Below are 22,120 nucleotides of genomic sequence, written 5' to 3'. Positions count from 1 at the left end.
AAAAATATCTGATCGAAATGGAATGGAAGTCTTTATTGTCTGCAAGACGCTGGGGAAGTGATACTGGAATTTATACAGACGACGACAGTGCAAGGTCACAGTTCCAACGGGATTATGACAGGCTCATCTTTTCATCCCCTTTCAGGAGGCTACAGAATAAAACCCAGGTATTTCCTTTACCGGGAAGTGTTTTTGTTCATAACAGGTTAACGCATAGTCTTGAAGTAGCGAGCGTTGGCCGCTCATTGGGACGTATATTTTACAATCAATACAAAAAAGATAACCCTTCATTGGATCAGGATATCCCCCTGATCAGTGAAGTCGGTAATATTGTTGCTGCCGCCTGTCTGGCGCATGACCTGGGTAATCCCGCATTCGGGCATTCCGGCGAAGCAGCGATCTCCAGATACTTTACGGATGGTGATGGTAAAGTATATGAGAAAGAAGTGACGGAAAGTCAGTGGAAGGACCTCATCAATTTCGAAGGAAATGCAAATGCGATCAGGATTTTAACCCATCCTTTCAAAGGAAAGGGATTGGGGGCATTTTCTCTGACATATTCTACTATTGCTGCTATCGGGAAATACCCCTGTGCATCAATTGCCGGAAAACAAAAAGGAATCCTGCACAGGAAAAAATATGGGTTCTTCCAATCTGAACAGGATACCTACAGACAGATTGCAGATGAACTTAAAATTGAAAAGGAAAGCAATGATCCTTTAATCTACAAACGCCATCCGCTCACTTATCTTGTGGAGGCTGCAGATGATATCTGTTACAATATTATTGACCTTGAAGATGCACACCGCTTAAAAATCCTGACCTTTCCTGAAGTACGGGAATTGTTGTTTCCCCTATGCAATGATCCTCACATCGATGCAAGATTGGAAAAAGATGAGGCTGATGACGATGCAAAAGTTAGCCTAATGCGTGCAAAGGCCATCAACACCCTAACCATGGAGTGTTCCAGGATCTTTTATGAGGCACAGCAGGAAATATTGGCTGGAAATTATAACCAGAGCCTGACAGATGCCCTTCCTGAAAAATACCTGACTGCCTGGAAGAGGATTGAAACAATTTCTGTGCAGAAAATCTACAACTATGCCTCGGTGATCCATAAAGAAGTTGCAGGATATAAAGTCATGGCAGGTTTGCTAGAGGAATTCATTCCTGCTTTGCTGTTCAACAATACCCATTATTATAAAAAGCTGGTGCAGTTGATTCCTTCGCAATTCCATACGGACAAAGAAGATACTTATTCCAGAATTCAGAGCGTGCTGGATTTTGTTTCGGGTATGACGGATTTATATGCTGTAGAATTGTATAGCAAAATCAAGGGGATTTCCTTTCCTTCTATCAATTAGTATTCAGGATTTTATCGGCTGCTCCGGGGATGAATACCGCTCGTATTTATATTTAAACGAATATAATATTCTCAGAGACTAACTGAAAAGGAAAATGGTGTTAGTCATGTTGCTGAACATTCCTTGCCTTTGAAATCTTCCTTAGGTGTAATTTTCCGGTCTGAAACCGGAAAAGAGGGTAAACAAGTTTAAAGGGATGGCGGAAAATATTGAATTAATAGAACCTGTTCGCATTCCTGGCTACAAAATACGCGGGTAAAACTTTTGGCAGTATTCATTGTTGTGAATTTCTCAAAGAGATCTAAAACAACTGCTTATGAGCCTGGATAAATATGTCAAAAAACGCGACTTTGATAAGACTGCTGAGCCAAAATCAGGAAAAAACAAAGAGAAGGGTAAGCTAAAATTTGTGGTACAGCGGCACCATGCTTCCAGGTTGCATTATGATTTCCGGCTGGAAATGGATGGTGTGCTCAAAAGCTGGGCTGTACCGAAGGGACCTTCCTTAAATCCAAAAGACAAGCGTTTAGCCATGATGGTTGAGGATCACCCCTATGACTATCGTTCCTTTGAAGGCACTATACCTGCCGGCGAGTACGGTGGTGGTGTAGTACATATTTTTGATGAGGGAACTTATGAGGCAATTGATGGGGGAACCGAAAAAGACCTGAAGAAAGGTTTGCTGGCCGGTAATCTTAAATTCAGCCTGCATGGTAAAGTATTAAGAGGTGAGTTTGCCCTGGTGCGGCTTAAAAATGCTGAAGATCATGCATGGCTACTAATTAAGCACAAGGATGATTTCGCTGTCAGCAGTATTTACACCGCTGAAGACCAGGTTTCTGCAAAAATTAAAAAGGAAGGGCTGGATTTTAAGAAACAGGCGGTAAAGGAAATTCAGCAGGAAGAGCCGGTATATGGATATACACCCATGTTGACCAGACTCAGCGATAAAATCTTTGATGATCCGGAATGGGTCTATGAGAAAAAATTGGATGGTTACCGGGCACTTGCCTATATTTCAGCAAAGGGTGAAGCTGCCTTGATTTCGAGAAATGGTATAGATTTCAGTGATACTTACAAACAAATCACAACAGCATTAAAAGAGCTTTGCATCGACGCTGTCCTGGATGGTGAACTGGTGGTGGAAGATAAAAATGGAAAAAGCTATTTCCAGCAGCTCCAAAATTATGATGTGCTGGAAAAGAAGATGGCTATTAAATTCTATGTTTTTGACCTGTTAAGTTTAAACGGACATGATCTCTGTGGGATGGAACTGTTCAAAAGGAAAGATCTGCTGGAGAAAGTTCTGGAGGGTTTAAAGAGCGATCTGCTGATCTTTAGTACCCATGTCAGGGAAGAGGGAAAAGCTTTGTATGAAAGAGCAGAAAAGGAGGGATGGGAAGGTATCATCGCCAAGAATGGAAAAAGTACTTATCAGGGTAATGCCCGTTCCGGAAGCTGGCTTAAATTTAAATTTCAGCATAGCCAGGAGGCGGTGATTTTAGGTTACTTATCCCCTCAGGGAAGCCGGCGTTATTTCGGGGCACTTGTACTTGGAATATATGAAGGATCTGAACTTGTGTATATTGGCAATTGTGGTACAGGATTTAATGCGGCTACCCTTAAATCGGTTCATCAGGTTATGGTTCCTTTAGAAACCAGTCACAAGCCGGTTAAGGCAGCCATTCGTAAAGAAGAGAACGTGACCTGGATAAAACCTGTATTGGTCTGCGAGGTTACTTACGCAGAATGGACTGCTGATGGAAATTTGAGACATCCCGTATTTAAGGGATTAAGGATCGATAAGAAAAATGAAGAAGTGGTAAAAGAGGACCTTGATGTACTGAAGGATGGGGAGAGCACAGCGCCGGAACTCAAAGAAAAGGTGGAGGTTTTTGGAAAACGTAAGGTTAAACTGACAAACCTCAGCAAGATCTACTGGAAAGAGGAAAATATAACCAAGGGGCAGATGATCCGGTATTATGATGAAATGGCTGACTATATTTTGCCGCATTTACATCACCGTCCGCTTTCTTTAAATAGGCACCCTGATGGTGCAGATGCACCTGGATTCTTCCAGAAAGATCTTGATTTGAAAAAAGTTCCTTCATGGATTAAGTCGGCTCCCCTGTTTTCTGATAGTACTGATAAAAATATTGACTATCTGATCTGCAATGATAAGGCTACATTGCTCTGGATGGCTAATTTGGGTTGTATTGAAATCAATCCATGGATCAGTACCTATAAAAAACCTGAACGTCCGTTATTTGCGGTAATGGATCTTGATCCGCATGATATTGACTTTAGGGAGGTGATTGCTGTGGCGCAGACGATAAAGGCTGTGCTCGACAAGATGAAGATTCAGGGCTTCATCAAAACCTCAGGTTCCAAAGGGCTGCATATCTTTATTCCGATTGGTACCTCCAATGACTATGATGTTGCTAAAGATTTTATTCATTACCTGGGGCAGATTGTCCATTCCGAACATCCTGGAACAACAAGTCTGGAGCGTAGTCCCTCGAAAAGAAAGCATAAAATTTATCTGGATTACCTGCAAAACAGAAGAGGACAGACCATCGTTGCTCCTTATTCCCTTCGTCCAAAGCGCGGTGCCACTGTTTCAGCACCTTTGGAATGGGATGAAGTAAATAGTCACCTGAGCCTTAAGGATTATACAATTTTTAACATGGCAGGGCGTATGGAAAAGAAAGGGGATTTATGGAAGGATATCCTTGGAACAAAAAATAACCTCATCAGGGGCCTGAAGTTATGGAAAAGTGCTGAAAGCATATGATCATGCTTTCAGCACTTTTTCTTTGACCCCTTTATATTTGTCTTTGATATAAAAGCTGAAGTATTTTCCTTTTGATCCTGCATTTTGTAAAGCGAAAAAGGTTTCCTCAGGAACCTCCTTGTAGACGTATACTTTCCCTGTTGAAAACTTAATTGTCAGTTCGAACGCATCGTGATCATAACTGAATTCGTCTATTACTACTAATGGCATAAGTTGAAGCTAAAATTGTTTGATAACTCCCTATCCGGGAATTAGTTTTAAAAAAATTGCATCTAAAATACCTATTCCTTTTCTTAAAATCCAAATAGAATTGCTGTTACCTATTGGTTAAGGATACTTCTCCTTTATGGCACAATTGTTTTTGTTTTTAGGGTGGGTGGTAAAGGATAATTCATTCCTCTATACCGCATGATGGATGTCCCATAAATGCATGATGGATAGACCTTCTATGTAGCTTTTTTCTGAAAAAATGGACATGCAGCGTATAGGTCTATCTGAATGAAATTCCATCCTGTACAACTTTAGGAGCTGTTCACCAAGTAGGTATGGTTGGTTTTTGTTGAATTAAAATATAATTTACGATTGATGTTTGTAGTTATAATTTATATATTTAATATTTCTGTCTGGCTCTAAAGAAAATGGATTGGTGCTGTGAAAGCCTGCTCTTTGTAAAAGAGTGGATTTAATAGCATCATTTAGCATGGGGAAAATAGGCCAGCGAATGGACGCAAGCTCTCCAAAAGTCAGTATGATAGCTGTCCGCTCATTTGAACTGTGACGATCTTCCCATTTTTAAAATTCTTTCCTGAAATGCAGCTTAAAAACTTACCTTTGTGAACTGGAAAAATCATTTGTATTGATTGGAACATAAAAATTTTTTAATTCACATATAAATCATAGTTGTAGATGATTAACATTACACTTCCTGATGGCTCTGTCCGCCCGTATGAAAAGGGGACTACTGCACATCAAATTGCCCTTTCAATTTCTGAGGGATTAGCACGTAACGTATTGGCTGCCGAAGTTAACGGAGAGGTTTGGGATTCCAGCCGCCCGATTGAAACTGATGCTGCGGTAAAATTACTGACCTGGAATGACCAAGCGGGTAAAGCCACCTTTTGGCACTCTTCGGCACACATTATGGCCGAGGCATTGGAGGCTTTATATCCTGGAACGAAATTCGGGATAGGTCCTGCCATTGAAACAGGATTTTATTATGATGTAGATTTCGGTGACCATGAATTTTCTTCAGATGACTTCAAAGCCATTGAAAACAAGATCATAGAACTTGCAAAGAAAAAAGAGGTTTTTGTAAGGGAAAGCGTTTCAAAAGCAGAGGCATTGACCTATTTCACTGAGAAAGGTGATGAATATAAACTGGACCTGATTGATGGTCTGGAAGATGGTAAAATCACTTTCTATTCGCAGGGAGAATTCACAGATTTATGCCGCGGCCCGCATATTCCGAACACCGGATTTGTGAAAGCAGTGAAATTGATGAATGTTGCCGGAGCGTACTGGAGAGGGGATGAAACTAAAAAGCAGCTTACCCGTATCTATGGCGTGACCTTTCCGAAAGCAAGTGAGCTTTCTGAATACCTGCTGATGATTGAGGAAGCAAAAAAACGTGACCACAGGAAACTGGGTAAAGAGCTGGAATTGTTTGCCTTTTCTGAAAAGGTAGGTATGGGCTTGCCACTGTGGTTGCCTAAAGGAACAGCTTTGCGTGAGCGTTTGGTCAACTTCCTGACCAAGGCACAATCCAAAGCTGGTTATGAGCAGGTGATCACTCCCCATATTGGACATAAAAATCTGTACATCACTTCAGGCCACTGGGAGAAATATGGTAAAGATTCTTTTCAGTCGATAAAAACACCACAGGAAGGGGAAGAGTTTCTGTTGAAACCGATGAACTGCCCTCACCATTGTGAAATTTATAAAGTAAAACCCCGTTCTTACAAAGACCTTCCTTTGCGTTTCGCTGAGTTTGGTACCGTCTACCGTTATGAACAAAGTGGTGAACTACATGGGTTGACCAGAGTAAGGGGCTTTACCCAGGATGATGCCCACTTGTTCTGCAGGCCTGACCAGGTAAAAGAAGAATTCAAAAAGGTAATTGACCTGGTGCTTTATGTATTTAAATCCCTTGGTTTTGAAAACTATACTGCACAGGTTTCCTTAAGGGATCCGGAGAACAAGTCGAAGTACATAGGTTCTGATGAAAACTGGAAACTTGCTGAAGATGCAATTATTGAAGCTGCGGCAGAAAAAGGATTGCCAACTGTAGTGGAATTGGGTGAGGCTGCATTTTATGGGCCAAAGCTAGATTTCATGGTAAAGGATGCCTTAGGAAGGAAATGGCAGTTGGGAACTATCCAGGTGGATTACAATTTGCCGGAGAGATTTGAATTGGAGTACACGGGGAGTGACAATCTGAAACACCGTCCGGTAATGATCCACCGTGCACCATTTGGTTCATTGGAGCGCTTTGTCGCTGTTTTAATAGAGCATTGTGCAGGTAATTTCCCATTATGGCTTTCTCCTGAGCAATTTATCATTCTTCCGATCTCAGAAAAATATGAGGAATATGCTAAAAAAGTTTCAGATGAACTAAATAATTCCGATATTCGCGGTTTGATTGATTTCCGTGATGAAAAGATAGGAAGGAAAATCAGGGACGCTGAAGTGAAAAAGATTCCTTATATGCTGGTAATCGGTGAAAAAGAGATGGCGGAAGGCAAGTTGTCAGTACGGAAACATGGAGAGGGAGATTTAGGCGAAATGACGCTGGAAGCGTTTAGTGAATTATTAATTAAAGAAATAACAGTTTAAATAGTATATAAATTTGGCATTAGGCAGACCAGGATTTAATAGGGGACCACGTCCTCCTTTTAAGAAAAAAGAAGCAGAACATAATATTAACCAGTTTATCAGGGCTCAGGAAGTCCGGTTGGCTGGAGATAATGTTGAACCGGGGATTTATCCTTTGGCAAAAGCTTTAGCCCTTGCGGATGAACTGGAACTGGATCTTGTGGAGATATCTCCAAATGCAGTGCCTCCGGTTTGTAGAATAATCGATTATAGCAAGTTTGTTTACGAACAAAAGAAAAAGCAAAAAGAGATTAAGGCAAACGCTAAGCAGACAGTAATTAAAGAGATCCGTTTCGGGCCTAATACGAATGACCATGATTTTCAGTTTAAGCTGAAACATGCGCAGAGTTTCCTGGAAAATGGAGAAAAAGTAAGGGCTTACGTTCACTTTAAAGGTCGCGCAATTGTTTATAAAGAACAAGGTGAGATCCTTTTACTTAAGTTTGCGCAGGCTCTGGAAGATATAGGTAAGGTTGAATTGTTACCTAAGTTGGAAGGTAAGCGTATGTTTTTAACGCTGGCTCCAAAAGTTGTGAAAAAATAAATAAATTACATAAATAAAAACAGGTTATGCCAAAAATGAAAACCAATTCCAGTGCTAAAAAGCGTTTTTCGCTTACTGGAACAGGTAAAATCGCAAGAAAAAACGCATACAAAAGTCACATTTTAACAAAAATGTCTACTAAACGTAAGCGTAATTTGGGCCACACTAGTATGGTGTCTGCCGCTGACATGGGCAACGTTAAACGTATGCTAGCAATCGGTAAATAATTAATTTTTAACCAGGTACCCGGTAGTAAGATTGCTGAAATACGCAACACCGTTTATCAAAAAACAACAACACTATGCCACGTTCGGTAAACGCAGTAGCTTCGAGAAGAAGAAGGAAAAAAGTCCTAAATTTAGCCAAAGGCTATTGGGGATCAAGAAGTAAAGTATTCACTGTAGCTAAAAATACGGTTGAAAAAGGTTTGCAATATGCATACCGTGACCGTAAAGTTAAGAAAAGAGAATTCCGTGGATTATGGATTCAACGTATCAACGCTGGAGCTCGTCAACATGGTATTTCTTACTCTCAGCTGATTGGTAAATTAGCAGGCAAAAACATCGGTTTAAACCGTAAAGTTTTAGCTGACTTAGCTATGAATCATCCAGAAGCTTTCAAAGCAGTAATTGATACAGTTAAATAGAAATAGATAACAAAAAAAAGGGGAGCTTATGGCTCCCTTTTTTTTGCGCTGTACTTATGGTCTCGGCTATAAAAGTATAACCTATTCCGGTTATACTTTATCTGCTTTTTTATGTCCTTTATGTTTGTCCTTCTTTGCTTTTTTCTCTGCCTGGAAAGCATCCAGTTTTTTCTTTTGTTCGGCATTTAATACTTTGTCCACCTTTGCAGCTGTTTCTTTTTTAAAGGAATCATGCTGGGCCTTTGCATTTTTTCTGGCATCTTTCGACTGTTTGTGCCATTCTTCAGTTTTCTTTGCCTTGTCGAGCTCTATTGCATAGATCTTCTGTTTCTGATCTGCAGTCAAGGATAATTCCTGCTGGAGTTTATCCGTATTTTTTTGTGCTTTTTGTTCTGCTGTAAGTTTTGCTTTAGCTCCGTCCTGAGCGAAAGTAGCAGTAAGTCCTGCTGCTACAATGGCCAATGTCAATAGTAACTTTTTCATATTTCTTTGTTATTTGGTGATATAGATGATAAAAGATACAAACAGTTTAAAGTCATAGTGTTAAAATTATGTTAATTTTTATTGAGCTGTGACAATGACTTCTGCATTTGCGACATCATATTGGTCAGCGTTTCAATAGTCGGTTCTGGGGTAGGATCGGGCAGGGTTGAACTGATATAGGCCTTGGCTCTCCAGATTTCAAGGATATCGTCAGCAGGTACCAGGTAAGGATCGTACATTTTATTGTCAGATACAAGCTTTAAATCCTTATTCTCTTTGAAACGGTTACCAGCCCTCTTATAGACTACACCTTCATTTTTACTGACAACTACATAGGTCTCCCCAGTTTTCACATCATTCCAGTTGTCCATATATTCTCCTATGATCACACTTCCCGGCTGGATAGGCAACATGGAATCACCTACAATTTCAAAAGCCCTGAAAGTACCTTGTTTTAAGGTGGGCAGTGGCAATTGAAATTTTGGAAGCTCCCTGATATATTCCGGATCGGAAAATCCATTGAGGTAACCAGCACTTGCCTTCACCGGAACCATTTCTATATTTTCATTATTCTCCTGATCTACCGAGATGCTCAGTATCCTGAGATTTGAACCCTGGCTTTTTAACTTCGGTTTCCACTTGTCGTTGATCACTTCATTGATAAATTCATCCATGGTCAATTCGTAGTATTCTGCTATTTTCTTTAGTAATTCGTATTTTGGTTCGGCACGGTCCTCTTCATATGCACCAACCAATGATCGTTTAATGCCCATTAAATCAGCAAATTGTTGCTGTGTATGGCCTTTTTTCTTTCTCAGGTATTTAAGATTAGCGGATATATTAGACATAAAATATATTTTATATAATTATTTGTTTTTACTAAAATAGTTAGTATTATTGTACCAATAAAGTTAGTAATATTAATTTGTTATACCAAAATATATACTAATTTAATTAGTGGTAACCATTTAAGCTGAAAGCAATGAAAAAATTTGTGTACATCGTAACTGACAGGAACCGTAAGAGTTTACATGTGGGCATGAGCTCCGATTTAATTAAGACACTTGAATTCTATAAACAGATGCCAAGTTTATTTTTTGATAGTGGACAGCAGTTGACCCGTCTGGTCTATTTTGAGGAGTTTAAAATGGAGAGCCAGGCACTCAGCCGCTTTAAACTGGTCAGCAGATTTACAAGAATGCAGAAGGAACGCCTGGTGCGTTCCTGTAACCCTGACTGGGTAGACCTGACCATCGGACTGGACTTTGAGCATATTACCATTAATCGTCCTATCTCGAATCAGGTGAAGATGTTTTTAAATATCATGTCCTGAGTAAGCCTTGACCGCAGGAGGTGTATAAAGAATATGTTTCTTAAAAAGAAGATGACCAATATGAATGGGAGCATTGGAGAAGATAAATTGATCACTGATGAAATGATTATGAATTGCATTTATGTGGTTAGGGGACAGAAAGTCATGATCGATGTGGATCTTGCGGGTTTATACCACATCGCCCCACATCAGCTGGTAGGGGAGGTGATGACGAACCCCGGCCATTTTGCTGAAGACCTGATCTTTGCGCTGAATGCTGATGATTTCAATTTCTTATATAAGCAGAATTATGCCCTGAAAAGAAGACTGAACGGCAGAACTGTCCGTATGGCCTTTACAGAAAAAGCAATTCCAATGCTGGCCAGCATCATTGCCAGCGACCACATAGACAAAATAAACTGCAGGGTGATACGCATTTTTTACCACATCAGGCAGATACTCGATCATTATCCCGATATCAGCCTGGAATGAAGAATGGAGTATTAGTGCAATTTTTTCGACTACAGAAATGCTTGTAGCGCAAAAAATAACCTATGCTCTTTGATTCTATCAAGATATCCTGACTGTGGTGTTATGCTATTGGTTGGTGATTACTGTTGCTTACCCCCAGGTTATTCCCTGTTCGCATAATTGTGTATATTTGATTTTTGCAAATCTATTACATTATGAATGTTACTTCTGTAGAAGAGTTTTATAAGGAAACTTCCGAATTGGTTCCTGAAAACATCAGCAAGGAAATAGGCCATTTCAATGTTTTTGATGTCGGTGAGCTTATTGCCAGGCACGGAGATAAACCTATTATGCCCTATAACAGAAGGGCATATTATAAAATTAGTCTCATCGCCGGACACAACAGGGCAGAATATGCTGATAAAGTTATTGAAATTGAGAGGAATGGCCTGTTATATGCGAGTCCGAAAGTTCCTTATCACTGGCTTCCATACGATAGGGATCAGGGTGGGTTTTTCTGTATTTTTACCGACGAATTCCTTGCGCAGACAAAGAGTGGTGTCGTTCCTGACGACCTTCCCATTTTTAAAGCCGGTGGGTATCCCATCTTCCAGATTTCTGAGGAACAGCATATGGAAATTGCAGCCGTATTTAAGAAGATGATGAAGGAAATGTCTTCTGATTATGTCTATAAATATGATCTCTTGCGGAACTATGTACTGGAGCTTATCCATTACGGGCAGAAACTTCAGCCTGCAACTGCTTTATATCCAAAGCATACTGCTTCGGCAAGGGTGTCGTCATTGTTTATAGAATTATTGGAAAGACAGTTTCCTGTTGAATCTCCACATCAGAAGCTCAGGTTGAGGACTGCAAAAGATTATGCCGGGACCCTATCTGTTCATGTCAATCACCTGAATAAAATACTCAAAGAGCATACAGGAAAAACCACTACTGCCCTCATCAGCTCCAGGATTATCCAGGAAGCTAAAATTCTTTTAAAGCAGACAGACTGGAGTGTTTCGGAAATAGCCTATTGTCTGGGATTTGAGGAAGTAGCCCATTTCTCCAACTTCTTCAGGAAAGAAGCTTCTCTTTCCCCACTTGCATTCCGTTCCTGAGCTGTGATTGAATTTTACAAACAATGGATTGATGTTTGCAAACTGCCTTGTTCTTTTCTGTCCCATATTTGTACGACAATATGAAAAGAGAAAACATGATGGAATTCACAGCAAATGAAAAAGGACAATATAAGATCGCATTGGTTACCGGTGGAAGCCGGGGACTCGGGAAAAATATGGCGATTAGCCTTGCCAAAAAAGGCGTAGCGATACTGTTGACTTATCACAATCAAAAGGAAGAAGCTGAAGAAGTGGTCTCAGCTATTAAACAGCTGGGGCAGCAGGCAGTAGCTCTGCAACTGGATGCAGGAAATACAAAAAGTTTTGCTGCCTTTTTTGAGCGGGTATCGTTTGTTTTGGCCGAAACATTCGGAAGGGACAGTTTTGATTACCTGGTTAACAATGCTGGGATTGGAATCAATAGTTTATTTGCTGAGACTACAGAAGAACAGTTTGATACATTGATGAACATTCAGTTTAAAGGTGTTTTCTTCCTGACGCAGAAAGCATTGCCATTGCTGGCCGATGGTGGTGGGATTGTTAACATCTCCACGGGACTGGCTAGGTTTTCAATGCCGGGATATGCAGCTTATGCTGCGATGAAAGGGGCTATAGAAACGCTGACCAAGTATCAGGCAAAGGAACTTGGAGGCAGAAAAATACGGGTGAATGTAGTCGCTCCAGGGGCAATTGCAACTGATTTTGGAGGCGGGGCACTGAAAGAAAACCAACAGGTGCAGGAACATATCGGTAGCATTACTGCATTGGGCCGTATCGGGCAGCCGGATGATATCGGAAGTGTAGTTGCCTTCTTGTGTTCAGACGATGCAAAATGGGTGAATGCTCAGAGAATTGAAGTTTCGGGTGGAATGAACCTGTAGAGAGTCAATAACCTTAAAGACTTTTTTGGTCAAGCTCAGTAAACCTGGACAGGGTCTTCCCTGTCCAGGTTTACTGATATCATTATCGTCTTTAATTAGAAAATCAGGATTTGTGTACTAATTTTTCGGTTTTACCGAGGAAATTTTCAATGGCTTCTTTAATGTCAATACCTGATCTTTCTGCCAGTACAATTAACCACCAGATGTTTTCACCAAGTTTATGTTCCAATTCGGATGCTGAATTTGCTTTAGGCCATCGTCCCTGTTGCGACATAATGTTTCTACCAACCAGTCCTGCATCGGTCAGGTAGGCCAATGCATCTTCTTCTACGGTCCATTCGGTACCATGGTGCTGAACCTCCAGCTGATGGTATTCTTTTCTCAGTTCCAGGGAACGACGAATGATTTCGTCAAAATTAGTTGTGCTCATCATTACTTTATTTAATGTATTGAATCTCCTTTCAAAAGCTATTTTATCCACTTTGAAGGGGAAATCGAATCTTCCTCCGATAAATATAAGGCTTCTGCCGCGGATAGCTGAAAAATACATATTGTTTGCTGATGGTATTTGAGAGGAAAGGGCTGCTGTTGATTACCTATAGCACTATTGGTAAAGTTGTTTTACATTTGTATGGAAATAACAATGGGTCATACCTGTTCCATTGCATGGAATAGGTATGACTTTTTGAGGTGATTTTTTAATAGCTAATACACAAAAAATGTTTACCGTAGCAGAAATTGAGCAGGCGCATCAGCAGGTTAAATCTGGTGCTGATTTTCCTGCATATATTCAGGAGATCAAGCAGATGGGTGTCGTCGCTTTTGAAACCTGGGTGTCAGATAGCCATACCACCTATTATGGCAAAGATGTATTCCAGACAGCATCAGCTCCTCAATATGAAAAGCTGTTCATTGCAGGAGATAGTGACCGTTCAAAATTCTATAGTTACCTGAAAGCCCACCAGAAAGGGGAGACGGATTATTATACTTTCTGTACTCATTGTGCAGAAACTGGTATTGAAAAATGGATTGTATGCCTCTATCAGATGACTTGCACCTATTATGACAGGTCCGGCACCGCAGTGCTGGTCGAACAAATTCCCGAATAAACCAGGAGGGATATCTTTGTTTCAGGTTCTTTTCAACTTTAAGGGCAGGTTAAAATCACCAGAATAGGACGATTGGCATTTTTATGCTGCCTTTAGCTTCGTTTTTAGTAAAATAAAAATACTATTTTGTGGGAATTTTTCAAGGGGACTGTCATTTTACAGGAACTGGCAGAGCGCTGCCAGTTTTCAGATCATGTCTACACACCCATATGCCATGTCAATTATTAACCTTATAAATCATATGATGAAGAGAACTATCCTTTTTACTGCAGCATTCATTTTAACCAGCTTACAAAGCCTGATGGCCCAGGAGCTTGTTAAAGTAGAACCATTTGAAAAAGTAACGGTCAGTCCGCATGTGCAGGTTACTTTTACGAAAGGGGACCAGGAGACGGTGACGATACAAAATTCTACAGTAGACAGGAGTAAGGTTCATATCGAATCCAAAGGCAGGGTACTGAGGGTTTATCTGGAAGGAGCGAAGGAGATTACCGGTAATGAAAAGAAAGAAAAAGGACAGAAGACCAAAAAATCGCTCTATACCGGTACGGTGCTGACCCTTGCCATTACGTATAAAACCCTGGAAGATCTTTCGGTACGTGGAGAGGAAACGATCTCATTGAAAAGTAAGCTGGAGCAAGATAGTTTTGGGTTGACCGTTTATGGTGCCTCAACCATTTATTTTGATGAACTGAAGTTAAAAGAGATGCGTACCACTATTTATGGGGAAAGTTCCCTCGAATTAAAGTCGGGAGAAATTACAGAACAGAAATTTACCGCCTATGGGGCGAGCGAGATCAATGCCGTTCAGATCAATAACAAAATTACCAGGGCTACGCTCTATGGAGAAGCGAAGTTAAAATTAAATGTCTCTGATCAGCTCAAGGTAACTTCTTTCGGGGAAGCAAAGGTTGCTTACAAGGGAGATCCGCAAATATCAAAAGGGATCAGTGTCGGGAAAGTAGCCATTACCAAAATCGATTAGCCAGATTAAACATTAACTTCGCCCTATGCAACAAGAAAATAGCAACCCTTACCATCAGTTTAATGCCGAAATTCTGGAGAACTGGAAAGATAATGGGGTAAAATATATCAAGCTGGTGGAACTGGAAAGTGATTTGCCAGTGAAATTTTTTGAACTCATCCCGGATTCCGAGATCCCCGATTCAGACGAGACGATCTATCCGATTGGTTCTGACGACATCTATGAATTGCTGGAGCCGTTGAAACAGGTGAAGTTCCTGGTCCATGACATCTATTTGGAAGAGGAAGAAGATTAAACACCATCAGATCATTGTCATCAAAACAGGGGAGACTGCTGGAATGGAGTGGTTGAAAATTTGATGAATAAAAAAGCCCCCAAATCGTATCTAACTTTTGGGGGCAATTCATTTCAAGGGCTTTTTACCAATATAAACCCTTATTTACCTAGGTTTTTCCGCGCTACAGGAGGATTTTTATTTCGTATTATTCTCCTTTTTCTTCCGTTCCTTTTCTTCCTGTTTTTGCTTCCTCCGCAGTTCGCGTTCTTCCTTTCTGGTCAAAGGAGCAGGGGCCAGTTGCTTAGGTGTCTCGGCTGGTTTTTTCTCCTCGGCTTTTTTCACTTCTTCCTGAATCACTGGTTGTGGCGAAACATCCGTGCTATCTATGGCAAGGGAATCGGTTGCCAGGCTGTCCGTTTCAGTAGTATCTGCTACATATACCGGGGTAGGGCAGTTGATACTCCTGGTAATAGGTACTGTTGCCTTTGGAAAAGGCCCGTAAGTATAACCTGTACTTTCATCATGGTAAACCTTCTCCATAAATTTAGCAAAGATGGGAAGGGCAGTACGTGATCCTTCGCCGGTTTCTCCATTGTTAAAGTGTGCAGAACGCTCATCGCAGCCCACCCAGACCCCTGTAACCAGATCTTTGGTGATACCCATGTACCAGGCATCCACATAATCTGATGAGGTGCCTGTCTTTCCACCAATCTGATTGTTCTTCTTCCATAAGTCCCATTCCCATAAGGCCCTTGATGTTCCTCCAGGTTCTTCCATTCCTCCCCTAAACATGTATAACATTAACCAGGCGATCTCTTCAGAAAGTACCCTTTTTGTCTTGGCTACAAAATCTTCAATTACGTTGTCATCCTGGTCCGTGACTTTCTCCACGAGGATCGGATCTGTTCTTACCCCCTGATTAAGGAAAGTGCCATAGGCCCTCACCATTTCAAAAACAGACACATCATTTGGACCCAGGCTCACTGAAGGCACCGACTGCAAATGGCTATCAATACCACATTCATGTGCCCATTTCACTACATTATCCCATCCTACCTTTTCTGTCACTTGTGCAGTGACCGTATTAACCGATTTTCCCATAGCAGCACGAAGCGACATTTCCCTGTAAGTGGTGTTCCAATCTGCATTTCTTGGCTCCCAGTATTCTGTCTTCCCGTTTTCCTCATACTTGATGCGTACAGGTTTATCGGTAAAGGTATCACAAGGGCTCATCCCACTTTCGAATGCCGCGAGATAAGCGAAAGGCTTAAAAGTGGAACCTGCCTGGCGTTTAGCCTGGTTAACGTGGTCATATTTGAAGAATTTATGATCAATACCGCCCACCCAGACTTTAATTTTTCCATTAAAGGGATCCAGGGTCATCATACCCGTATTCATGATCTTACCATAATAACGGATAGAGTCCATCGTTGAAAACAAGGTATCCCGGTCACCTTTCCACGAAAAAATCTTCATCTTTTTCTTCTTATTGAAATATGCCGTAACGGAATCCGGATCATTGGGGTATTTTTTCTTCAGCATTGCATATACCGGCAGGTTGCGCATGGCACGATCCGGGTAATCTACTTTCTTGCGTTCTGAGTCCTGCCATGGGTCTTCATTGCCCCAGACATTATAGAAACGCTTCTGGATAATCTTCATTTGTTCCGCTACTGCCTCTTCAGCATATTTCTGCAGTTTTGAATCAATCGTAGTGTAAATCTTCAAACCATCTGTATAGAGGTCGTATCCATTTTTCTCACACCATTTTTCCAGGTATCTGGAAACGGCGGCCCTTAAATAGGAATCGCCATCGCTGCCTTCATCCACCCTTCCTTCCCTGAGGTTCAGTGGGGTGTTTTTATACGTAATCATCTCTGCTGAGCTGATATACCCATATTTACTCATTTGGGACAAGGCAACATTACGTCGTTCCAATGCTCTTTCCGGATTGCGGATAGGATTGTAGGTTGTCGTTCCTTTCAGCATACCGACCAGCAAGGCTGATTCAGGAACAGAAAGTGAATCGGTCTCTCTGTCAAAATATATCCTTGCCGCTGTTTTTATACCGTAAGTATTATTCCCGAAGGAAACGGTATTCAGGTACATGGTGATAATCTCATTTTTTGAATAGTTGGACTCCAGTTTTACTGCGGTCATCCATTCCTTAAGTTTTGAAACGATGGTACGGGCTACAGGTACATATTTGATCAGTCCCTGAGACTTATTGTACCTTGTTCTGTACAGATTTTTTGCCAGCTGCTGGGTAATTGTACTTCCCCCACGTTTATCTCCCGTGGCGGTAGATATACCACTGGACAGCAAGGAACGGAAATCAATTCCCATATGACTGTAAAAACGGGCATCCTCGGTGGCCACCAGGGCATTGATGACACTTGGTGAAATCTGTTTAAAATCCACTGGCGTGCGGTTCTCTTTATAATATCTGCCGATCAGTTTTCCATCGGAAGTATACAACTCGGATCCTACTCTTAGCGTGGGCATATGAATGTCACGGTTGGAAGGAGAATATCCAAACAGCCATAAGAAGTTTACTTGAAGTGCGCAGAAGAAAATGATAATACAAAAAATAAATACGCAGAGATAACGGAGGTATTTATTATGAATTTCTCTAAACATGTGTTGATATCAGGTAAGGTAAAACAGTTTGTACAAAAATCGTGTTAAAAAATAGACTGCAAATTAACGCAAATTAATCACTAAAGTTTCAGCGGCAGAAAAAATACCTTATCCTATATGAAAAAAGAAACAACGCAATACAGGGCAACACCAGGTGGAAAAGTAAAGCTTAAAGATTTTAGTACGGGATACCATGGTGATTTAAAGAAAGAAGAGGGGAAGCTCGCTCTTCAGGAAATCAAGCAGAAACTAAGCAGTTACCAGGAGACCTTATATGCTGAAAATGCACATTCACTGCTGATTTTATTCCAGGCAATGGATGCCGGAGGAAAGGACAGTGCCATTTCGCATGTGATGTCTGGGTTAAATCCCCAGGGTTGCCAGGTATTTAGTTTCAAAACACCAACCTCAAATGAGTATGCACATGATTTTCTATGGAGGCATTATCTGGCATTGCCCCAGAGAGGCAGGATAGGGATCCACAACCGGTCGCATTACGAGAATGTGCTTGTTTGTAAAGTACATCCTGAATATGTGCTGAATGAAAGGATTCCAGGATATAATAAAGTGAAGGATATTGGACCGTCCTTCTGGGACAGCAGGTATGAAAGCATCCGTAATTTCGAGAAACACTTGACAGATAACGGAACCATTATCCTTAAATTCTTCCTGTATGTTTCTGAAGATAAACAGAAAGCCAGGTTTCTGGACAGGATCAATGACCCTGCTAAAAACTGGAAGTTTTCTGCGGCAGATCTTACCGAGAGGGAGTTGTTTCCACAATACATGACCGCTTACGAAGAGGCGATCAATGAAACCTCAACTGAGAAAGCACCCTGGTACATCATTCCGGCCGATAAAAAATGGTATGCCCGGCTGGTCATTAGTCAGGTTATTGAGCAGGCATTTGCCGGTCTTCAACTCCAATACCCTGTTTTGCCAAAGGAGGAGGCTGAAATGCTGGATAAGTATAAAGTTAAATTGATGAAGGAAGTTTAACTGCGGTTTCATCTCAGGTTACAAGCGATTTTTCCTTTTATTTGAATGGTGATTGAACGATTAACCCACGTGCTGAATAGCTTTGTGGTGCAATATCCATAGTTAAACAATTCAGGAATATCATATAACGCATAGAAAATATTGTGATCAGGATAAAATTGATAACTTTGCATTGCTTTTGGTTCCTGATGGACCTAATTTCTATCAGGATTAAAAGGGAATACGGTGAAAATCCGTAACTGTCCCGCAGCTGTAAGCTCCATAACGGAATTCAAGTCAAGCCAATTTTTGAGAAAAAGTGAAGGCAGGATCTCCGGGAGTAAGTCAGAAGACCTGCCTCTAGCCTAATATTTCATAGCTTTCGGGGATTGAAGCTAGGAGTGAGTGCTATTTATTGACGTAATCATTTCCTTGATCTGCTGTTTGCTGTGGGTAACCCTCACAACAAAGATGATAAGACGCAAATTTGCCTTTAATGGCATTTTCAATTATTATATATTTCCAGCTGCAGTGTGGCTTGGGGTCGCCATGCCCTTTTCTATATCTGCTCAGACAGACTCGCTGACGAAGGCACAGGAGTTGAAAGAGGTGGAAATCAGGATTATCAAACTGAGCCGGCGTCAGCTTTCGGCTACTCCTTTACAAATCCTGTCGGGTAAAGAACTGGAGAGGGTAAACAGTCTCTCTGTGGCCGATGCGATACGCTTTTTCTCCGGCGTACAGTTAAAAGATTATGGAGGGATTGGCGGACTGAAAACGATCAATGTAAGAAGTATGGGAACCAACCATACAGCTGTATTTTATGATGGGGTACAGCTGGGAAATGCGCAAAATGGACAGGTAGATCTTGGTAAATTTTCCTTGGATAATATTGAAGAAATAGAATTGTATAACGGACAAAAAAGTCAAATCTTTCAGTCTGCAAAAGGTTTTGCTTCAGGAAGTTCCTTGTATCTGAATGCAAAACAGCCTTCTTTTGAAAAAGGCGAGCATAACCATATCAGGGTTGCTTTTAAAACGGGTTCTTTCGGACTCCTTAATCCTTCGGTACTCTGGCAGCGGAAAATTAATAACCGGCTGAATGCCTCTTTTAGTACGGAATATAAAAATTCCCATGGCCGTTACAAATTCAGGGATACCAATGGTATTTATGATACTACAGTGGTAAGAACCAATGCCGATATCGAAAGCATCAGGTTGGAAGGGGCATTGCATGGAGTATTTGCAGATAGTAGTGTCTGGACAGCAAAAGTATACTATTATAACGATGAACAGGGACTCCCTGGTGCCATTGTATCTAACAGGTATAGCTTTAGCCAGCGATTGTGGAATAGGAACTTATTTCTTCAGTCGACTTATAAGAAGGAAAAAGGAAGGTACAACATCATGGCCGCGGTTAAATATGCCGATGATTATTCCGAATACCTGGATCCCGATTTTATTAAAACCACAGGGGCATTGCGTAATGTATTTAAGCAAAGGGAATTATATGTTACGCTAAGCAATAAGTATACAATCAATGGCTTTTGGGATATGGTTTTCTCGACAGATTATCAGCGCAATACTTTAGATGCCAACCTGGATAGATTTTCTTATCCCACGAGAAATACTTTTTTTGGAGTACTGGCCACACAGTTTCATTTTGAACGTCTGGATATCCAGGCGAACCTGTTGGGAACCTATGTAAATGATCAGGTCAAACAAAACTATGCTGCCAGGAATAAAAGGGAATTAACCCCCACTATAATGGTTTCCTGGCAGCCTTTCGCCTTAAAGGAGCTGAGACTGCGCGCTTTTTATAAAGATATTTTCAGAATGCCGACCTTTAATGATCTGTATTATACCGGGATAGGAAATACGATTCTGAGACCAGAATACACGAATCAGTACGATTTTGGTATAACTTATATCAAAGTATTCGAAGAGCAGCTGCTTAGACAGATCTCGGTACAGGCTGATGGTTATTTCAATAAGGTTAAAGATAAGATTGTGGCTGTACCTGGTGCCAATCTTTTCAGGTGGAGTATGCAAAATATAGGTCTGGTAGAAATTAAGGGACTCGATATCAATGTGCAAACCGTATGGCAACTGTCTGATGCAGTTGGATTAACTACAGGAATCAATTATACGTATCAGCAGGCGTTGAATGTAACGAATGAGAATTTGAACTATAGAAATCAGATCCCTTATATCCCTGTACATAGCGGCTCTTTCATGACGGGGGCAAGCTGGAGAGATTTTACAATGAATTATAGTTTTATTTATGCCGGCGAGCGCTACGATCAAAGTGCTAATAACGTTTATAACCACCTCCAGCCATGGTATACCCATGATATTGCATTGCATTACACCCAGAAAATTAACAGGAACAGCTTCCGGCTTTCGGCAGAAATCAATAACCTCTTTAATCAGTACAACGACATCATCAGGAATTTCCCGATGCCAGAGCGTTCTTATCGTTTCACGCTATCTTATACACTTTAAAAAATGAAAACAAACAATTTTAACCGTTTATTGCTGGCTCTTTTAGTGTCAGCCTCCATTGTATCCTGCCGAAAGGATGAAGCTCCTGTACCAGAGCAAAAGCAGGAACTTACCGCAGACCCGTCAAGCGTGATTAAAGGACTTTTTGTCGCCAATGAGGGCAATATGAATTCAAATAAGGCTTCAGTAGATTACCTGGACTTCCGCGCAGGGGTATACCGTAAAAATATTTATAATACCGCAAATCCGGAAGTGGTCAATGGTCTTGGGGATGTCGCCAATGATGTCGCCGTGTATGGCTCTAAGCTATACGTTGTAGTAAATGCTTCCAACAAGGTTGAAGTCATGGATGTTAAAACCGGTAAACGTATTTCACAGATCAATATCACAAACTGTCGTTATATTACTTTCCATAATGGAAAAGGATATGTAAGTGCTTACCTTGGAGGGGTTGGTGAATCTGTGGCTAACGGTATTGTCGCAGAAATTGATACGGCTGGCCTTAATGAAATACAAAGAATAAATGTAGGGCGACAGCCAGAACAGATGGCTGTAGTAGGGGATAAGCTGTACGTCGCAAATTCAGGTGGATACAGCAGCCCCGATTACGAGAGAACGGTGTCTGTAATCAATTTAAACAGCTTCACTTTCCTGAAAAATATCGACGTAGATATTAATCTTCATCTCATGAAACTGGATAAATATGGTGATCTGTATGTTACTGCAAGAGGTAACTATGCAGATATTACTCCTAAGCTTTATGTGATCAACACACAAACAGATGTGGTTAAAAAATCATTTGACCTGGTTGTAAGTGATTTTGTAATTGATGATGATTATGCCTATTTCTATGGTTCTTCTTATAACTATACTACGGGCAAATCTGATTTGACTTTTGGGGTTCTGAACATAAAGGATGAGGTGTTAACCGATCGTAAGTATATAACAGACGGCACGGAGAGTTCAATCATGGCTCCATATGGGATCACAATTAACCCATATACCAAAGATGTATTCCTTGCTGATGCGACCGATTATTCCTCGCCGGGATGGTTATATTGCTTCAACTCCTCTGGAAAGATGAAATATAAATTAGAAACCGGGGATATCCCAGGTCATTTTGCTTTCTTTTATTAATC

21 protein-coding genes and 1 riboswitch are annotated in these 22,120 nt (G+C 41.0%); of the genes, 16 read left to right on the top strand and 5 right to left on the bottom strand.

Features of this window, described 5'->3' with window-relative positions; translation table 11 throughout:
* The first annotated feature begins 17 nt into the window (after positions 1–17).
* The gene (dgt, locus tag ACSBL2_RS18565; protein ID WP_442588050.1) at positions 18–1,364 is read left to right on the top strand and encodes a dGTP triphosphohydrolase; all 1,347 of its coding nucleotides are present in this window, start codon (positions 18–20) and stop codon (positions 1,362–1,364) included.
* A 316-nt stretch (positions 1,365–1,680) separates the two neighbouring features.
* Positions 1,681–4,158, top strand: coding sequence for a DNA ligase D (gene ligD / locus ACSBL2_RS18560; protein ID WP_442588049.1), 2,478 nt, complete (start codon positions 1,681–1,683; stop codon positions 4,156–4,158).
* Here ligD and ACSBL2_RS18555 read toward each other — a convergent pair whose 3' ends face one another.
* Positions 4,159–4,368 carry a KTSC domain-containing protein gene (locus ACSBL2_RS18555; protein WP_442588048.1) on the bottom strand — a complete coding sequence of 70 codons (210 nt, stop codon included), beginning with the start codon at positions 4,366–4,368 and terminating at the stop codon, positions 4,159–4,161. It abuts the gene before it with no gap.
* Positions 4,369–5,064: 696 nt separating this feature from the next.
* Between ACSBL2_RS18555 and thrS the strand changes: the two genes are divergently transcribed.
* The 4 genes from thrS to rplT all read left to right on the top strand — a co-directional run bounded on the left by thrS (position 5,065) and on the right by rplT (position 8,219).
* Entirely contained in the window at positions 5,065–6,990 is a 1,926-nt protein-coding gene (gene thrS, locus ACSBL2_RS18550) for a threonine--tRNA ligase (protein ID WP_442588047.1), read from the top strand.
* Positions 6,991–7,003: 13 nt separating this feature from the next.
* Positions 7,004–7,573: a translation initiation factor IF-3 gene (gene infC, locus ACSBL2_RS18545; protein ID WP_442588046.1), complete on the top strand. Its 570-nt coding sequence runs from the start codon at positions 7,004–7,006 to the stop codon at positions 7,571–7,573.
* A gap of 26 nt (positions 7,574–7,599) precedes the next feature.
* A complete protein-coding gene (rpmI, locus tag ACSBL2_RS18540) occupies positions 7,600–7,800 on the top strand; it encodes a 50S ribosomal protein L35 (protein ID WP_041887185.1) in 201 nt (66 codons plus the stop codon).
* Positions 7,801–7,874: 74 nt separating this feature from the next.
* Positions 7,875–8,219 (top strand): 50S ribosomal protein L20, encoded by a 345-nt coding sequence (gene rplT, locus ACSBL2_RS18535; RefSeq protein WP_442588045.1) that lies wholly within the window; start codon positions 7,875–7,877, stop codon positions 8,217–8,219.
* 90 nt (positions 8,220–8,309) lie between these two features.
* Here the strand turns inward: rplT and ACSBL2_RS18530 are convergent, their stop codons facing one another.
* Entirely contained in the window at positions 8,310–8,702 is a 393-nt protein-coding gene (locus ACSBL2_RS18530) for a hypothetical protein (RefSeq protein ID WP_442588044.1), read from the bottom strand.
* A gap of 71 nt (positions 8,703–8,773) precedes the next feature.
* A complete protein-coding gene (locus ACSBL2_RS18525) occupies positions 8,774–9,550 on the bottom strand; it encodes an XRE family transcriptional regulator (protein WP_442588043.1) in 777 nt (258 codons plus the stop codon).
* A 134-nt stretch (positions 9,551–9,684) separates the two neighbouring features.
* Between ACSBL2_RS18525 and ACSBL2_RS18520 the strand changes: the two genes are divergently transcribed.
* The 4 genes from ACSBL2_RS18520 to ACSBL2_RS18505 all read left to right on the top strand — a co-directional run bounded on the left by ACSBL2_RS18520 (position 9,685) and on the right by ACSBL2_RS18505 (position 12,487).
* Positions 9,685–10,035 carry a GIY-YIG nuclease family protein gene (locus tag ACSBL2_RS18520; protein WP_442588042.1) on the top strand — a complete coding sequence of 117 codons (351 nt, stop codon included), beginning with the start codon at positions 9,685–9,687 and terminating at the stop codon, positions 10,033–10,035.
* Positions 10,036–10,086: 51 nt separating this feature from the next.
* On the top strand, positions 10,087–10,506 hold the full coding sequence (locus ACSBL2_RS18515; RefSeq protein WP_442588041.1) for an ORF6N domain-containing protein: 420 nt from the start codon (positions 10,087–10,089) through the stop codon (positions 10,504–10,506).
* Between the two features lie 194 nt (positions 10,507–10,700).
* The gene (locus ACSBL2_RS18510) at positions 10,701–11,606 is read left to right on the top strand and encodes a helix-turn-helix domain-containing protein (RefSeq protein ID WP_442588040.1); all 906 of its coding nucleotides are present in this window, start codon (positions 10,701–10,703) and stop codon (positions 11,604–11,606) included.
* An 80-nt stretch (positions 11,607–11,686) separates the two neighbouring features.
* Complete coding sequence (locus tag ACSBL2_RS18505) at positions 11,687–12,487, top strand: SDR family NAD(P)-dependent oxidoreductase (protein ID WP_442588039.1); 801 nt, start codon at positions 11,687–11,689, stop codon at positions 12,485–12,487.
* A 103-nt stretch (positions 12,488–12,590) separates the two neighbouring features.
* On the opposite strand, the gene ACSBL2_RS18500 is transcribed toward ACSBL2_RS18505, so the two are convergent.
* Positions 12,591–13,037: a MazG-like protein gene (locus ACSBL2_RS18500; RefSeq protein ID WP_442588038.1), complete on the bottom strand. Its 447-nt coding sequence runs from the start codon at positions 13,035–13,037 to the stop codon at positions 12,591–12,593.
* Positions 13,038–13,206: 169 nt separating this feature from the next.
* On the opposite strand from ACSBL2_RS18500, the gene ACSBL2_RS18495 reads away from it, so the two are divergent.
* From ACSBL2_RS18495 to ACSBL2_RS18485, 3 genes are all read left to right on the top strand, one after another.
* Complete coding sequence (locus ACSBL2_RS18495) at positions 13,207–13,596, top strand: DUF1398 domain-containing protein (RefSeq protein ID WP_442588037.1); 390 nt, start codon at positions 13,207–13,209, stop codon at positions 13,594–13,596.
* A 241-nt stretch (positions 13,597–13,837) separates the two neighbouring features.
* Positions 13,838–14,581 (top strand): GIN domain-containing protein, encoded by a 744-nt coding sequence (locus tag ACSBL2_RS18490; protein WP_442588036.1) that lies wholly within the window; start codon positions 13,838–13,840, stop codon positions 14,579–14,581.
* Between the two features lie 25 nt (positions 14,582–14,606).
* The gene (locus tag ACSBL2_RS18485; protein ID WP_442588035.1) at positions 14,607–14,876 is read left to right on the top strand and encodes a hypothetical protein; all 270 of its coding nucleotides are present in this window, start codon (positions 14,607–14,609) and stop codon (positions 14,874–14,876) included.
* A gap of 177 nt (positions 14,877–15,053) precedes the next feature.
* Here ACSBL2_RS18485 and ACSBL2_RS18480 read toward each other — a convergent pair whose 3' ends face one another.
* Positions 15,054–17,498 (bottom strand): penicillin-binding protein 1A, encoded by a 2,445-nt coding sequence (locus tag ACSBL2_RS18480; protein ID WP_442588034.1) that lies wholly within the window; start codon positions 17,496–17,498, stop codon positions 15,054–15,056.
* A gap of 117 nt (positions 17,499–17,615) precedes the next feature.
* Here ACSBL2_RS18480 and ACSBL2_RS18475 point away from each other — a divergent pair, with 117 nt between their 5' ends.
* The 3 genes from ACSBL2_RS18475 to ACSBL2_RS18465 all read left to right on the top strand — a co-directional run bounded on the left by ACSBL2_RS18475 (position 17,616) and on the right by ACSBL2_RS18465 (position 22,118).
* Entirely contained in the window at positions 17,616–18,497 is an 882-nt protein-coding gene (locus tag ACSBL2_RS18475; protein WP_442588033.1) for a polyphosphate kinase 2 family protein, read from the top strand.
* Between the two features lie 162 nt (positions 18,498–18,659).
* Positions 18,660–18,852, top strand: a riboswitch (cobalamin riboswitch).
* Positions 18,853–18,947: 95 nt separating this feature from the next.
* Positions 18,948–20,981 carry a TonB-dependent receptor gene (locus ACSBL2_RS18470; RefSeq protein WP_442588032.1) on the top strand — a complete coding sequence of 678 codons (2,034 nt, stop codon included), beginning with the start codon at positions 18,948–18,950 and terminating at the stop codon, positions 20,979–20,981.
* Positions 20,982–20,984: 3 nt separating this feature from the next.
* On the top strand, positions 20,985–22,118 hold the full coding sequence (locus ACSBL2_RS18465) for a YncE family protein (protein ID WP_442588031.1): 1,134 nt from the start codon (positions 20,985–20,987) through the stop codon (positions 22,116–22,118).
* Positions 22,119–22,120 lie beyond the last annotated feature (2 nt).

Source organism: Pedobacter sp. AW31-3R (assembly GCF_052180285.1).
GTDB lineage: Bacteria > Bacteroidota > Bacteroidia > Sphingobacteriales > Sphingobacteriaceae > Pedobacter.
This window is presented reverse-complemented; position numbering and strand designations above follow the sequence as displayed.